At 34.7% G+C, this 14649-nt stretch carries 14 protein-coding genes and 1 tRNA gene; 10 read left to right on the top strand and 5 right to left on the bottom strand.

The genetic code is table 11. From position 1 onward, the window contains the following. Window positions 1-113 precede the first annotated feature (113 nt). Together SIB89_RS07865 and odhB are read left to right on the top strand one after the other, a co-directional pair. Window positions 114-2876 (top strand): 2-oxoglutarate dehydrogenase E1 component, encoded by a 2763-nt coding sequence (locus SIB89_RS07865; RefSeq protein ID WP_412561799.1) that lies wholly within the window; start codon window positions 114-116, stop codon window positions 2874-2876. A 33-nt stretch (window positions 2877-2909) separates the two neighbouring features. After that, window positions 2910-4166 (top strand): 2-oxoglutarate dehydrogenase complex dihydrolipoyllysine-residue succinyltransferase, encoded by a 1257-nt coding sequence (odhB, locus tag SIB89_RS07860; RefSeq protein WP_412561798.1) that lies wholly within the window; start codon window positions 2910-2912, stop codon window positions 4164-4166. Window positions 4167-4663: 497 nt separating this feature from the next. Here odhB and SIB89_RS07855 read toward each other — a convergent pair whose 3' ends face one another. Together SIB89_RS07855 and SIB89_RS07850 are read right to left on the bottom strand one after the other, a co-directional pair. Continuing rightward, window positions 4664-5290 carry a response regulator gene (locus SIB89_RS07855; protein ID WP_412561797.1) on the bottom strand — a complete coding sequence of 209 codons (627 nt, stop codon included), beginning with the start codon at window positions 5288-5290 and terminating at the stop codon, window positions 4664-4666. A gap of 33 nt (window positions 5291-5323) precedes the next feature. Then, window positions 5324-5791 carry a retropepsin-like aspartic protease gene (locus SIB89_RS07850; protein WP_155088788.1) on the bottom strand — a complete coding sequence of 156 codons (468 nt, stop codon included), beginning with the start codon at window positions 5789-5791 and terminating at the stop codon, window positions 5324-5326. A 60-nt stretch (window positions 5792-5851) separates the two neighbouring features. Here SIB89_RS07850 and SIB89_RS07845 point away from each other — a divergent pair, with 60 nt between their 5' ends. From SIB89_RS07845 to SIB89_RS07810, 8 genes are all read left to right on the top strand, one after another. Next, window positions 5852-6619: a TatD family hydrolase gene (locus SIB89_RS07845; protein ID WP_412561796.1), complete on the top strand. Its 768-nt coding sequence runs from the start codon at window positions 5852-5854 to the stop codon at window positions 6617-6619. Window positions 6620-6622: 3 nt separating this feature from the next. Continuing rightward, complete coding sequence (locus tag SIB89_RS07840) at window positions 6623-7648, top strand: asparaginase (RefSeq protein ID WP_412561795.1); 1026 nt, start codon at window positions 6623-6625, stop codon at window positions 7646-7648. A gap of 74 nt (window positions 7649-7722) precedes the next feature. After that, window positions 7723-7810: transfer RNA gene (locus tag SIB89_RS07835), tRNA-Ser, on the top strand. Between the two features lie 76 nt (window positions 7811-7886). Beyond that, window positions 7887-8654, top strand: a complete 768-nt coding sequence (locus SIB89_RS07830; protein WP_155088783.1) for a MotA/TolQ/ExbB proton channel family protein — start codon at window positions 7887-7889, stop codon at window positions 8652-8654. Between the two features lie 9 nt (window positions 8655-8663). Beyond that, complete coding sequence (locus SIB89_RS07825; RefSeq protein WP_155088781.1) at window positions 8664-9101, top strand: hypothetical protein; 438 nt, start codon at window positions 8664-8666, stop codon at window positions 9099-9101. Window positions 9102-9107: 6 nt separating this feature from the next. Then, window positions 9108-9722: an ExbD/TolR family protein gene (locus SIB89_RS07820; RefSeq protein WP_155088780.1), complete on the top strand. Its 615-nt coding sequence runs from the start codon at window positions 9108-9110 to the stop codon at window positions 9720-9722. Window positions 9723-9736: 14 nt separating this feature from the next. Further along, window positions 9737-10201, top strand: coding sequence for an ExbD/TolR family protein (locus SIB89_RS07815; RefSeq protein ID WP_273290584.1), 465 nt, complete (start codon window positions 9737-9739; stop codon window positions 10199-10201). Between the two features lie 85 nt (window positions 10202-10286). After that, window positions 10287-10988: a porin family protein gene (locus SIB89_RS07810; RefSeq protein ID WP_412561794.1), complete on the top strand. Its 702-nt coding sequence runs from the start codon at window positions 10287-10289 to the stop codon at window positions 10986-10988. Here the strand turns inward: SIB89_RS07810 and SIB89_RS07805 are convergent. The 3 genes from SIB89_RS07805 to asnS all read right to left on the bottom strand — a co-directional run bounded on the left by SIB89_RS07805 (window position 10983) and on the right by asnS (window position 14638). Beyond that, the gene (locus SIB89_RS07805) at window positions 10983-11591 is read right to left on the bottom strand and encodes a hypothetical protein (RefSeq protein ID WP_155088774.1); all 609 of its coding nucleotides are present in this window, start codon (window positions 11589-11591) and stop codon (window positions 10983-10985) included. The genes SIB89_RS07810 and SIB89_RS07805 overlap by 6 nt on opposite strands. A gap of 17 nt (window positions 11592-11608) precedes the next feature. Further along, complete coding sequence (gene rpoN, locus SIB89_RS07800) at window positions 11609-13072, bottom strand: RNA polymerase factor sigma-54 (protein ID WP_412561793.1); 1464 nt, start codon at window positions 13070-13072, stop codon at window positions 11609-11611. A 132-nt stretch (window positions 13073-13204) separates the two neighbouring features. After that, window positions 13205-14638 carry an asparagine--tRNA ligase gene (gene asnS / locus SIB89_RS07795; RefSeq protein WP_412561792.1) on the bottom strand — a complete coding sequence of 478 codons (1434 nt, stop codon included), beginning with the start codon at window positions 14636-14638 and terminating at the stop codon, window positions 13205-13207. Between the last annotated feature and the right edge of the window lie 11 nt (window positions 14639-14649).

Raw genomic sequence — 14649 nt, 5'->3', positions numbered from 1 at the left:
CTCAATAATTCTTAAATCTAAATTGTTATAAATATAATAAAACCGTTACTATATCTAGTAAAAGTTGTATTTTTGAAGAAATTTTGTAGAAACGACAACGTCTCGTAAATATAATGGATAAGTATTCCTTTCTCAACGCAGCACATACAGCATATTTTGCTGATTTGTATGACCAATACCTAAAAAATCCCGATTCTGTAGAACCTAGTTGGCGTGCCTTTTTTCAGGGGTATGATTTTGGTTCTGAAAATTACGGAATGGAAGGTGAAATTGTAGAGGGTGTCTCCACACAAATTCCGGAGCAACTTCAAAAAGAGTTTCAGGTTGTAAAACTTATTGATGGTTATAGAAGTAGAGGGCACTTGTTTACTAAAACAAATCCTGTTAGGGCAAGACGTAAATATGCACCAACTCTGGAAATTGAAAATTTTGGCTTATCTAAGTCCGATTTGCAAACTGTGTTTTCAGCCGGTGAGATTATTGGCTTGGAAACTGCTTCGCTCCAGAATATTATAGATCATTTAGAACGAATTTACTGTGACTCTATTGGCGTGGAGTATATGTACATTAGAAAGCCAGAAGAAATCGAGTGGATTCAGAAGAAGCTCAATGTTAATGATAACCACAGCAATTTTACTCCTGACGAGAAAAAGTACATTCTAAAAAAATTAAATCAAGCAGTAACATTTGAATCGTTTCTCCATACAAAATATGTTGGACAAAAGCGTTTTTCACTCGAAGGGAATGAATCTTTGATTCCTGCAGTAGATGCTATAATTGAAAAGGCAGCCGATGAAGGTGTGAAAGAGTTTGTTATGGGTATGGCACATCGTGGCCGACTAAGCACGCTTACCAATATTTTCGGAAAATCGGCAAAAGATATATTCAGTGAATTCGATGGAAAGGATTATGAAGAGGAGATTTTTGATGGCGATGTAAAATACCATTTAGGATGGACCAGTAACCGCGAAACCTATAACAATAAAAAAATCAATCTAAATATTGCGCCCAACCCATCACATTTAGAAACCGTTGGTGCCGTAGTACAAGGTATAACTAGAGCAAAGCAAGATAAAGAAGATATAACTGATGCTTCCCAAGTACTGCCGATAGTTGTGCATGGTGATGCAGCAATTGCTGGCCAAGGATTGGTTTACGAAGTGGTGCAAATGGCCAAATTAGATGGTTATAAAACCAATGGTACTATACATATTGTGGTCAATAACCAAATAGGGTTTACCACAAATTATCTTGATGGTCGCTCAAGTACCTACTGTACAGATGTTGGCAAGGTGACTTTATCTCCTGTGCTTCACGTTAATTCAGATGATGCCGAAGCAGTTGTGCATGCAGCACTTTTTGCATTACATTTTAGAATGAAGTTTAAGCGCGATGTCTTTATTGATTTATTAGGGTACAGAAAATATGGGCATAATGAAGGAGATGAACCTAAATTTACACAACCACTTCTATATAAAGCTATAGCCAAGCATAAAAACCCTAAGGATATTTACGCAGCAAAGCTCATAGCTGAAGGTGTTGTAGACGAGGGTTATGTGAAGCATATAGAAGCTAGGTATAAGGCTAAGCTTGAAGAAAATCTCGAAGACTCACGTAAAGAAGATAAAACCGAAATTACTGCTTTTATGCAAGAAGAGTGGAAAGGTTTTGTTCGAGTTGATGAAGATGAAATGATGAAAACTGTAGACACTACGGTTTCAAAAAAGCTTCTAACAGATGTCACAAAAGTGATTTCTAATTTACCCAAGGATAAAAAATTCATTAGAAAGATTCAGCGTTTAGTGGAATCTCGACAAACCATGTTTGACGAAGATCGATTGGATTGGGCAATGGCAGAGCATTTGGCCTACGGCTCACTTTTGGCTGAAGGTTTTGATGTTAGGATATCAGGTCAGGATGTAGAACGTGGTACGTTCTCACATCGCCATGCAGTCGTTAAGGTGGAAGACAGTGAGGAGGAAATAATCTTACACAAGAATATTTCCGAAGACCAAGGGCAATTCAATATTTATAACTCGTTGTTGTCAGAATATGGAGTTGTAGGTTTTGACTATGGTTATGCCATGGCTAGCCCAAATACGCTGACCATATGGGAAGCGCAATTTGGTGATTTTAGTAATGGTGCTCAAATAATGATAGACCAGTATTTATCTTCGGGAGAGGATAAATGGAAAACATCAAATGGATTGGTTTTGTTGTTACCGCACGGTTATGAAGGGCAAGGTGCAGAACATTCTTCCGCACGTATGGAGCGTTATTTACAACTATGCGCCAAAGACAATATGTTTGTAGCGGATTGTACTACTCCAGCAAATATGTTTCATTTACTACGTAGGCAAATGAAGGCCAATTACAGAAAACCTCTAGTGGTGTTTACGCCTAAAAGTTTGTTACGTCATCCTAAGGTGGTTTCTACTGTAGATGAGTTTGCAAAAGGTAGCTTCCAAACATTGATTGATGATGAAAATGTTAAGGCTGATAAAATAAAGACTCTAGTTTTTATGACTGGTAAGTTTTATTACGATTTACTTGAGAGAAGAGAAGAACTTAATAGAGACGATGTAGCTCTGGTAAGAATTGAACAATTGTTTCCATTTCCAAGTAAAGCAATAGAAAATACCCTAAAAAAGTATAAAAATGCTGATGATATAGTTTGGGCACAAGAAGAACCACGAAATATGGGTGCTTACAGTCATATCCTAATGCATATTGATGGTGCCAAAAATTGGAGGGTAGCGAGCAGGAGACCATACGGAGCACCAGCAGCAGGTAGTTCTTTACGTTCAAAAATAAGACATCAACAAGTTATAGATTATGTTTTTGACAAGAGCAAAAACAATCAAAGAAAAAATTAAAATAACTCAAATTAGAGCTTAAAATAACAAAGCATGATTTTAGAAATGAAAGTGCCTTCGCCAGGCGAATCGATTACAGAAGTAGAAATAGCGGAATGGTTAGTAGAAGATGGTGATTATGTAGAAAAGGACCAAGCCATTGCTGAGGTAGATAGTGATAAAGCAACTTTAGAACTTCCAGCTGAGGCAAGTGGAACAATTACCCTAAAGGCTGAAGAAGGTGACGCTGTTGAAGTCGGAGCAGTAGTTTGTTTAATCGACACTAGTGCAAAACCTGAAGCTGATTCTACGACCACCTACAAAGGAGGCGACGAAGGTGGTAACGATGAAAATGTTGCAGAAGAATTAAAAAAGGAGCAAGAGCAAACACCAGATACAGGTAAAAAAGCACCTAATCCTGCTAACAAAACATATGCATCTGGCACTCCAAGTCCAGCAGCTAAAAAAATCCTAGACGAAAAAGGGATAGAGGCTAGTTCAGTTCCTGGCACAGGTAAAGATGGTAGAATTACTAAAGATGATGCTGTAAAAGCTACTCCTTCTATGGGAACACCATCTGGTGGAAGTAGAGGGTCTTCTCGAAGTAAGATGTCAATGCTACGTCGTAAAGTTGCTGAGCGATTGGTGGAAGCTAAAAACACTACCGCAATGTTAACCACGTTTAACGAGGTTGATATGACACCAATTTTTGATTTACGTAAACAATACAAAGAAGACTTTAAAGCCAAGCATGGTGTAAGTCTTGGGTTTATGAGTTTCTTTACTCTAGCGGTAGTAAGAGCATTAAAAATGTATCCTGCCGTTAATTCTATGATTGATGGTAAGGAAATGATTTCTTACGATTTTTGTGACATTAGTATTGCCGTTTCAGGTCCAAAAGGATTGATGGTGCCAGTGATTAGAAACGCAGAAAATTTAACCTTTAGAGGAGTAGAATCTGAAGTAAAGCGTTTAGCGATACGTGCACGCGATGGACAAATAACAGTTGATGAGATGACAGGTGGTACATTTACCATTTCTAATGGTGGTGTATTTGGTAGTATGTTATCAACTCCAATAATCAACCCACCTCAAAGTGGAATTTTAGGAATGCACAATATTGTAGAACGACCAGTCGCTGTTGATGGTAAGGTTGAAATTAGGCCAATTATGTACGTGGCTCTATCCTATGATCATAGAATAATAGATGGAAAAGAATCTGTTGGTTTCTTAGTTGCAGTTAAGGAAGCTTTAGAAAATCCAACGGAATTGTTGATGGATAATGATCCTAAAAAGGCTTTAGAGATGTAGAGCAAAAAAACATAGAAAAAAACAAAAAGCGCAATTTTATTAAAATTGCGCTTTTTTACTCCTAACTAACAAGAGTAACTAACTAAAATTAACTAAAAAAATTAACAGCTATATTGGCTGAGATTACTATAATAGAGCTTATGATAAGAAGTATCATAAATATTCTATCCCTTTTTGCGGTATTATCTTTCATTGTTTGCATAAGACTATATTTTAATAAAAAAGCTCTGCGCAATAAGCGTGCCCAGAGCTTTTGAAAGTTTAACCTGAGGCATTGATTAATAGCGATGTAAAATTGCAAATAATAATAAAGCCATACTATACGTAACCTTACGTATTTTTTATTTTTTTTTTCCAAGAAAAAGGCCCTGAGCCGAAACCCAAGGCCAAAATAATCCCCTAAGAACTAATTAATAGCTCGTTATTAACCCTTAATTAATAACAATGTAAATTTCAGAAATAAAACCATGTAATAATATACGTAACCTTACGTATTTTTAAGATAAATGATGTTGGTTCTCTTTTGCCCAGATAAGAAGACTATTTGGTGTTTTTTCAATTTCTAATTTCCTGATAGTGTTGCTCTTATGTTTTTCAACAGTTCTTGGAGATATAAATAATTCTTCAGCAATTTCCCTTGCGGTCTTGTTTTCGGTTATTAGTTTTAAGATTTTTAGCTCTGTTTTTGTTAGGGAGTTTAACTTTTCTGGAGCACTATCAACTTCTATATACGCTAAAAGCTCTGGACTAAAATAAGGTTTGTTCTTAATAACGGAAGCTATACAGTTTTCTATTTCGTCTAAAGCAAACTCTTTTAACACATAACCATAGATTCCTAGTGACTTAGCTTCGTTGTATATCTTCTCGTCTTTTTCAAAAGTAATGAGTATTATCTTGGTAGGGAGTTTGCTTTTTTTACATTTTTCAGCAATTTGTAATCCTGTATAAAAAGGCATTTTAATATCTAAAATGGCAATATCAGGATTGTGTGCCTTTATTAAGGAGAGTGCTTCTTTACCATTTTTGGCACTTGCTAAAACGTTAAATTCTTTTTCAAATAAGTACTCTTCCAGCCCTTTTAAAACCAAAGGGTGGTCATCTGCAATTATGATGGTTGGGTTCATTTTGCTATTAATTCAACTAGAGAGTTAAATATACTAAGAATCTTTAGGCAATGAAATTTCTTTCAATTTTAAATACAAATACTTTTTTTGGTAGTCTATAATCGCCTTTCCTTTTTTTAATATATCTGCACCAATAATACCATCAACGGGATCCGCATTGTGGTTGATTAGTCCATTATTAACATGAGACAGGTTAAATAAAATTAATGCGACCCGATTTTTTTTCCACTTCCCTATTTTTAAATGGTTTGATTTAGAGATTTGCGTCAACATATCAGATGCACCTGCACCAACAGCTTTTATTTCAGAATCCTTAACCTTAAGATTAAAACGTTCAATAGCTTCAAACCCAACACAACTACTAGATGCGCCAGTGTCTAAAATAAACCGACCTTTAATACCATTGATAGTGGCCTTAATTTCAAAATGATTGGTTTTGGTGAGTTTCAACTTAATTTTTGAATAACCTTTATTAATTAGGAAGTCTTTTAGGGTTTCCATTTTTCAGAATTTATGTAAATATAATAAACGAATAATTTGCTAAACAATTACTTTTGCAAAATGATAATTACAGATACGCATACCCATTTGTATAGTGAAGCTTTTGATGAGGATAGGAGCGAAATGATAAACCGAGCTATTGACGCTAATATTAAACGTTTTTTTATTCCTGCCATAGATTCAACCTATACAGAATCTATGCTTCAACTTGAAAAAGATTTTCCTGAAAATATCTTCTTAATGATGGGTTTACACCCAACACATGTAAAAGATAACTTTAAAGAAGAATTGGCTCATGTTGAAGAGATGCTTGCCAAGCGAAAATTCTATGCAATTGGAGAAATCGGTATTGACTTGTATTGGGATAAAACAACCTTGGGTATACAGATAGAGGCTTTTAAACATCAAATTAATTTAGCGAGGAAATATCAACTTCCTATCGTTATACACTGTAGAGAATCCTTTGATGAAATTTTTGAAGTTTTGGAAGAAGAAAAGTCTGAAGATTTATTCGGTATCTTTCATTGTTTTACCGGGACCTTAGAGCAAGCTCACAAAGCCATATCCTATAACATGAAATTAGGAATTGGTGGAGTGGTAACATTTAAGAACGGAAAAATAGATCAGTTTATAAATCAAATTGATTTAAAGCATATCGTATTGGAAACCGATTCTCCTTATTTAGCACCAAAGCCCTATCGAGGAAAACGAAACGAAAGTTTCTATATATATAAGGTATTAGAAAAATTATCCGAACTTTACGGCTTAAGCAAAGAAGAAATTGCAAGAATAACAACTGAAAATTCTAAAAACGTATTTGGTATTTAACATATGCAAAAACCAAAAATTCTTTTAATATATACTGGCGGAACAATCGGAATGATTAAGGATGCCGATACGGGAGCGTTAAAGGCATTCGATTTTAATAGTATTCTTACCAGAATACCAGAGCTTCGCTTATTGGATTGCGAGATTGAGACGGTTTCCTTTAAAGAACCCATAGATTCATCGAACATGAATCCGAAGTATTGGGCTGATATTGCAGAAATCATAAAATCCAATTATAAAACTTTTGATGGATTTGTTGTGCTACATGGTAGTGATACCATGAGTTATTCTGCTTCGGCATTAAGCTTTATGCTAGAAAATTTGTCAAAACCAGTAATTTTTACTGGGTCACAATTGCCTATTGGTGATTTAAGAACGGATGCAAAGGAAAATTTAATTACTTCCATACAAATAGCATCTTTGCGAGAAAATAGTTTGCCAGTAATACAAGAAGTTGGTCTGTATTTTGAATACAAATTATATAGAGGCAACAGAACAACCAAAATCAATGCTGAGCATTTTGAAGCTTTTGAGTCCCTTAACTATCCGCATTTAGCAGAATCTGGCGTACATATAAATGTCAATAAAGACTATTTATGGAAGTCAAAACATCAAAATAATCTTATAGTACGCACAAAAATGAATACTAATGTTGGTATTCTTAAATTGTTTCCTGGAATTTCAAGACCAATAATTGAAGCGGTTTTAACCAGTAATTTAATAGAAGGTTTAATTTTAGAAACTTACGGTTCTGGTAATGCGACTACAGAACCTTGGTTTATAGACCTAATCAAAGAAGCCATTTCAAAAGGCTTATATATTATTAATGTAACGCAATGTGCGGGTGGTAGCGTTTCTATGGGACAATACGAAACCAGTTCACAATTAAAATCTATTGGAGTTATCTCTGGAAAAGACATTACTACTGAGGCAGCGATTACCAAACTAATGTACCTATTAGGGGAAAATATAGGACAATCAGAATTTAAGAACACCTATGAAACTCCCTTAAGAGGTGAAATGTCCTAAAATTAACGGCTCAAATTTTAGTGTCTAAATTTTTTTTTGTTATTTGGCACACCGTAACTTTTACGAGAGTTTAGAGAGAGGTGGCCGAGTGGTCGAAGGCGCACGCCTGGAAAGTGTGTATACTCCAAAAGGGTATCGAGGGTTCGAATCCCTTCCTCTCTGCTTAGATTTTACGCATTTGTTACATTATTTTTTTTATCTTTAACACTTTAACTAATAAAATTAAGAATTAAGAACAATGAAAAGATTATTTTCTATCCTTGCCATTACGTGTTTAATGGCTGTCGGAACTGTTAACGCTAATACTACAACATTAGCTACTACAACAGCAACTGTAACAAGTGTAACTCAAGAAGCTGAAGAGACATCAGAAGATTTGAGTTTCCATCAAGAATTAAAAAAGCGTTTTATTGAAGGTGGCCCAGGCTTTATGGGTATTGTATTATTATGTTTAATTCTTGGTCTAGCAATAGCTATTGAGAGAATTATCTTTTTAAACCTTTCAACTACAAACACTAAAAAATTAACCCAAAATGTAGAAGATGCATTAAACTCAGGTGGTATTGAAGCTGCAAAGGAAGTTTGTAGAAATACAAAAGGTCCTGTTGCTTCTATTTTCTATCAAGGTTTAGATCGTGCAGACGAGGATCTTGATGCTGCTGAAAAAGCTGTAGTTGCTTATGGTGGCGTACAGATGGGACAGTTAGAAAAGAACGTATCTTGGATTTCTTTATTTATAGCATTAGCACCAATGCTTGGTTTCATGGGTACTGTAATTGGTATGATTCAGGCCTTTGATAAAATTGAAGCAGCTGGTGACATGCAACCGTCTTTAGTTGCTGGTGGTATTAAAGTAGCACTTTTAACAACTGTATTTGGTCTTATTGTAGCTATTATTCTTCAAATTTTTTACAACTACATTATCGCTAAAATAGATAGTATTGTAAATGACATGGAAGATGCATCAATTACATTGATGGACTTATTAGTAAGACACAAAAAATAAAAAATTATTATGCACAAAATATTAAAAATAGTTGCCGCACTGTTGAGTTTAGCTGGGATTGTATTCTTGGTTAGAATCATAGCTGCAGGTGATGATGCAATAAAGTCAGGCGAAGAAGCCAGTCTTGTTGATCCTATGGCTTACATAGCCTATATAATACTAGTTCTAGTTTTAGCTTTTGTAGTGATTTTTGTTTTAAAAAATCTATTCACAAATACTTCAGGCTTAAAGAATACGTTAATAGGTGTAGGAGCCTTTGCTGTGATATTGATTGTTTCATATCTATCAGCTGGAGGTGATCCACGTCAATATGACCTACAAGATGGAGTAGCTACTAGTGCGCAGTCACAAATGGTAGGAGCTGGTTTAACAGCATTTTACATATTGATTGTTATTGCAGCATTAGCAATGATTTTCTCAGGAGTTAAAAAAATAATCAGTAAATAATATAGTATGGCAAAGAGATCGGCACCAGAAGTAAATGCAGGTTCAATGGCTGACATTGCCTTCTTACTTCTTATCTTCTTCTTAGTTACAACAACGATAGAAAAAGATAAGGGATTATTAAGAAGTTTGCCACCTATTGACGATTCTGAAGTAGAGCCTCCTATTATTAAACAGAAAAATTTATTTACCGTACTTGTTAGTCGTGATAACCAATTGCTCGTAGAAGAAGAGTTAATGGAGTTAAAAGACTTAAGACAAGCGGCAATAGACTTTTTGGATAATGGTGGAAGCACTAATGCAGAAGGAGAAACTTGTACTTACTGTAAAGGAGATAGAGACCCTGCTTCTTCGGATCACCCTGATAAAGCAATTATCTCAATGAAACATGATAGGGAAACCTCCTATGAGAAATATATTGAAGTACAGAACGAATTAGTTGCAGCTTATAATTTCTTAAGAGAAAGAGAAGCACAGCGTTTGTACAATAGAAGCTTTCAGTCTATGTTGGAGGAAAAGGAGAAAAATCAATTTAGTAAGGATGAAAAACTCAATGAGCAAATTGAGGCCATTAAAAAGCTATATCCTATGAAATTGTCTGAAGCAGAACCAGATAAAAGTTAAAAAAGTAACAAATTATGTCAAAATTTAAAAAAGGAAAACAAGGAGACTTGCCGGCAATTTCAACGGCCTCCCTACCTGATATTGTATTTATGTTGCTTTTCTTTTTCATGGTAGCAACAGTAATGAGAGACAGTAGCTTAATGATTGAAAATATCTTACCTGCTGCAGATCAGATAGAGAAGCTTAAGAAAGATAGAACAGCTTTTATATATGCTGGTAAGCCGAGTAGTCAATTTAAACAGTTTGGTGATGAGCCACGTATACAGTTTAATGATGCTTTTATAGACGTTGACCAAGTTAAGCCAAGCGTTTTAGCGGCACAAGCTGAATTGGTTGAGGAATTACAACCTAAGTTTGTTGTAGGTCTTAAGGTAGATAAAGAGACGCATGCTGGTTTGGTATCTGATATTAAACAAGAGCTAAGAAAGGCAAATACATTAAAAGTAATGTATATAGTAAATGCAAAAGCCGAAGAATAATTACTCTTAATTTTATATAATAACGTCCTGAGGAATCAGGGCGTTTTTTATTTCATCTCATTTAAAGATTTTGTAGCTTTAGCTTATGAAACATACCATACTGCTTTTAACGGTTTTAATGAGTTGTTTTGGTATGGCCCAAAACAATGAGAATACTACAGATAAATCTGAATTGTATAAAAACTACAGAGAAGACCAGTTTTACGTTTCTATAACATATAATCTTCTAAACATTAAACCCAATGGCGTTAATCAAAATGGATTTTCTTCAGGGTTTCATTTGGGCTTTATAAGAGATATGCCCGTTAATGAAAGAAGAAATGTTGCTATTGGTTTGGGTTTGGGCTTGTCTTCAAACTCTTATAATCAAAATGTTTCTATACTAGAGACTAATAATGATATTTCATATAATATCATTGATGAAAGCGAGGTGAATGTCTCAAAAAACAAGTTCACTACCTATTTGGTGGAGGTGCCATTAGAGTTTAGATGGAGAACTTCTACTGCAACAGACTACAGTTTTTGGCGAATTTATTCAGGGTTCAAATTAGGTTATCTTTTTTATAATTCTACTAAATTTAAGAGTGATAATGGAGATGAAAAACTAACTAATGTTGAAGACTTTAATAAACTTCAGTATGGCTTAACCTTAAGTGTAGGTTATGGCACATGGAATTTCCATGTGTATTATGGACTGAATTCAATTTTTGATAATTCGGCAAAACTCAATGGGCAATCTATAGATATGAAATCCTTAAAAATAGGATTGATGTTCTACATTTTATAACCAGTAATTCATAAATACAAGTTGTGGAAACAACCCAGTAAACATGCCAATAATTAATTCTTGATTGGAGTGTGCTTTTAAATGCAAGCGAGACGTTGCTATAGCGCCAAGTACAATCATCATTAAAGCAATTGTACCATTGATATTAATTTGAAAATGAATACCAATAGCAATGGCAAACATAAAAAAGCCTGAGGCAGCAATCATGTGAATACTAGCCTTTACCTTAAATATTGCCATTATTAAACAAGCCATTGTAGAACATAAAATTCCAAGAAAAAAGAAGTATAGTTCTATTATCTCGTTGGAAGTTAAAACACGTAAAAGAATAAGCACAATTATAACACAATTAATCAGTAATGGTATTAGCCTTTCTTTGGTGCTTTTTAAATAAATAGTCTCAACTTTATTAATAGTCTTTAATAAAAAGAAAAGCAGAATGGGAAGAATAATTGTGAGAATTACAATTGAAAAAATCTTGGCATTTCTTAAGGGTTCTGGAATATAACGTGGTGTTTTATGAAAATAAAACATAACACCAAGAAGTGGCATTATCAACGGATGAAAAACAAACGAGATACTTTTTAGAATAAAATCTTTCATCCAAATGATATGTTTTACTATAATTCCTTTCTAAGTCTTGCAACGGGAATATCTAATTGTTCTCTGTATTTAGCAACAGTACGTCTGGCAATAGGGTAACCCTTCTCTTTTAAAATTTTTGATAGTGCCTCATCAGTTAATGGCTTCTTTTTATTTTCTTCTTCAATAACAGTTTCAAGAATTTTTTTTATTTCTCTGGTAGAAACTTCCTCTCCTTGGTCGTTGGTCATAGATTCAGAAAAGAACTCTTTTATAAGTTTAGTACCATAAGGTGTGTCGACATATTTACTGTTAGCGACACGCGATATCGTAGAAACATCCATTTCTATTTCATCTGCAATATCTTTTAATATCATAGGACGAAGCTTGCGTTCATCACCAGTTAAAAAGTATTCTTTTTGATAATGCATTATAGCACTCATGGTTACAAAAAGTGTTTGTTGACGTTGTCTTACAGCTTCTATAAACCATTTGGCTGCATCTAACTTCTGCTTAATGAACATCACAGCATCTTTCTGTGCTTTAGATTTTTCCTTGCTGTCCTTATATCCTTTAAGCATATTATTGTATTCTCTAGATACGTGTAGCTCTGGGGCATTTCTACCGTTTAAGGTCAAATCAAGTTCACCATCAACAATTTTTATGGCAAAGTCTGGTACAATATGCTCCACAATTTTGTTGTTACCAGCATAAGAGCCCCCAGGTTTAGGATTAAGCCTTTCAATTTCTTCAATGGCATCTTTGAGCTGCTCTTCATTGATACTGAATTTTTGCATCAACTTTTTATAGTGCTTTTTGGTAAATTGTTCAAAGGCTTTGTTAATTATCGCAGAGGCTAACTCAACATCTGGGTTTTGCTCTTTTCTGCCTAATTGTATACTCAAACATTCTTGAAGATTTCTAGCACCAACACCTGCAGGATCTAGCTGATGTACAACTTTTAGAACTTTTTCAACCTCTTCTTCGGTTGTATAGACATTTTGTGTAAAAGCTAAATCGTCAGTAATATCAGATAAAGAACGACGTATATAACCACTTTCATCTACACTTCCAACTAAGAAATAAGCTATTTCTTCTTCTTGCTCAGATAATCTAAATGTGTTTAACTGATTTATTAGGTGTTGGGTAAAAGAAGTTCCGGCTGCGTAAGGAACACTTTTTTCTTCATCATCAGAGCTATAATTATTGGCTCTTGTGCGATAATCAGGAATTTCATCATCACTTAAATATTCATCAACATTAATATCCTCAGCCTCTATTGTTTCACTATCATTATAATCTTCTGTATTGTCAAACTCGTCAAAGTTGTCTTCAGAAGTGTCAGATTCTTTACCAGTATCCAAAGCAGGATTTTCTTCTAATTCTTGCTTTAAACGTTGTTCAAATGCTTGTGTAGGTAACTGAATCAACTTCATGAGTTGAATCTGCTGAGGTGACAGCTTTTGTGAAAGCTTAAATTGTAAATACTGTTTTAGGGCCATAAATCTTCTTGTTGATTATAAAAATAACGAATCTATTTGATTTATTATTTATTTGTCATACTGAGCGCAGTCAAAGTGCCTTTTAGCAATATTATGAATTGGGTTCAACTGCGCTAAGCCTAACAGTAAGTCTTAAAACTCCGCATTTTGAGGTGTGCGAGGATAAGGAATGACGTCCCTAATATTACCCATACCTGTAGCAAACATTACCAAACGCTCAAACCCTAAACCAAAGCCAGAATGTACTGCAGTACCATATTTACGTAAATCTAAATACCACCATAATTCTTCCTCAGGAATGTCTAAAGCTTTCATTTTTTCTTTTAACACCTCTAAACGCTCTTCACGTTGAGAACCACCAACCATTTCACCAATACCAGGAAATAAAATATCCATTGCTCTTACCGTTTTACCGTCTTCATTTAAACGCATATAAAATGCCTTGATATTGGCTGGGTAATCAAATAATATTACAGGGCATTTAAAATGCTTTTCTACTAAGAAGCGCTCATGTTCAGACTGTAAATCTGCTCCCCATTCTTCAATAATATATTTGAATTTCTTTTTCTTGTTAGGTTTGCTGTTTCTTAGAATATCTATGGCTTCAGTATAACTCACACGTTTAAAATTGTTATCGACCACAAACTTAATTTTATCAATTAAGTTCATCGGACTACGGTCTGCTTGAGGCAATTTCTTTTCTTCGTCTTGCAGACGCTTATCTAAAAATTCTAAATCTTCTTTGTTATGTTCTAGTACATAACTCAAAACTGATTTCATAAAGTCTTCAGCCAAATCCATATTGCCAGCTAAGTCCATAAAAGCAACTTCGGGTTCAATCATCCAGAATTCAGCTAAATGACGTGATGTGTTTGAGTTTTCAGCTCTAAATGTTGGGCCAAAGGTATAAACCTTTCCCAAAGACATAGCGTAAGTTTCGGCTTCTAATTGACCGGAAACCGTAAGGTTGGTTTCTTTACCGAAGAAATCTTCTTTGTAATCAACCATACCATCCTCAGTCAATGGTGGGTTTTTTGGATCTAATCCGGTAACTCTAAACATTTCTCCAGCTCCCTCAGCATCACTACCTGTAATAATTGGTGTGTGCATATAGTAAAAACCATTGTCGTTAAAATACTTGTGGATAGCAAAAGATAATGAAGATCGTAATCGCATTACAGCACTAAATGTGTTGGTTCTGGTACGTAAATGTGCATTTTCCCTTAGGAATTCAAACGTGTGCTTTTTAGGTTGAATAGGATAAGTCTCAGGATCAGATTCACCCAACACCTCTAACTCCTTAACTTGTATTTCAACAGATTGGCCTTTACCTTGACTTTCTACCAGTTGCCCTGTTACATGTATGGCAGCGCCTGTCGAAACACGCTTTAACAGGTCTTCATCAAAATTTTCAAAATCTACAACGCACTGAATATTATTTATAGTAGAACCATCATTAAGAGCAATAAATCGATTTGCTCTAAACGTTCTTACCCATCCCTTTACGCTAACATCTTGCAATGTCACATCTTGTGATAATAATTCTGCTACTGTTTTTGTTGTCATTTTTAATTATT

Source organism: Winogradskyella sp. MIT101101 (assembly GCF_047126865.1).
GTDB classification, from domain to species: domain Bacteria; phylum Bacteroidota; class Bacteroidia; order Flavobacteriales; family Flavobacteriaceae; genus Winogradskyella; species Winogradskyella ouciana.
The sequence above is the reverse complement of the archived record's forward strand: the minus strand, read 5'-3'. Positions and strand labels throughout refer to the sequence as shown.

Bases quoted from the DNA above. Each gene is read 5' to 3' on its own strand.
- SIB89_RS07805 (WP_155088774.1), bottom strand. From the start codon at position 11,591: ATGAAAGATTTTATTCTAAAAAGTATCTCGTTTGTTTTTCATCCGTTG.
- asnS (WP_412561792.1), bottom strand. From the start codon at position 14,638: ATGACAACAAAAACAGTAGCAGAATTATTATCACAAGATGTGACATTG.
- SIB89_RS07845 (WP_412561796.1), top strand. From the start codon at position 5,852: ATGATAATTACAGATACGCATACCCATTTGTATAGTGAAGCTTTTGAT.
- rpoN (WP_412561793.1), bottom strand. From the start codon at position 13,072: ATGGCCCTAAAACAGTATTTACAATTTAAGCTTTCACAAAAGCTGTCA.
- SIB89_RS07840 (WP_412561795.1), top strand. From the start codon at position 6,623: ATGCAAAAACCAAAAATTCTTTTAATATATACTGGCGGAACAATCGGA.
- SIB89_RS07850 (WP_155088788.1), bottom strand. From the start codon at position 5,791: ATGGAAACCCTAAAAGACTTCCTAATTAATAAAGGTTATTCAAAAATT.
- SIB89_RS07830 (WP_155088783.1), top strand. From the start codon at position 7,887: ATGAAAAGATTATTTTCTATCCTTGCCATTACGTGTTTAATGGCTGTC.
- SIB89_RS07810 (WP_412561794.1), top strand. From the start codon at position 10,287: ATGAAACATACCATACTGCTTTTAACGGTTTTAATGAGTTGTTTTGGT.
- SIB89_RS07855 (WP_412561797.1), bottom strand. From the start codon at position 5,290: ATGAACCCAACCATCATAATTGCAGATGACCACCCTTTGGTTTTAAAA.
- SIB89_RS07820 (WP_155088780.1), top strand. From the start codon at position 9,108: ATGGCAAAGAGATCGGCACCAGAAGTAAATGCAGGTTCAATGGCTGAC.
- SIB89_RS07825 (WP_155088781.1), top strand. From the start codon at position 8,664: ATGCACAAAATATTAAAAATAGTTGCCGCACTGTTGAGTTTAGCTGGG.
- SIB89_RS07865 (WP_412561799.1), top strand. From the start codon at position 114: ATGGATAAGTATTCCTTTCTCAACGCAGCACATACAGCATATTTTGCT.
- SIB89_RS07815 (WP_273290584.1), top strand. From the start codon at position 9,737: ATGTCAAAATTTAAAAAAGGAAAACAAGGAGACTTGCCGGCAATTTCA.
- odhB (WP_412561798.1), top strand. From the start codon at position 2,910: ATGATTTTAGAAATGAAAGTGCCTTCGCCAGGCGAATCGATTACAGAA.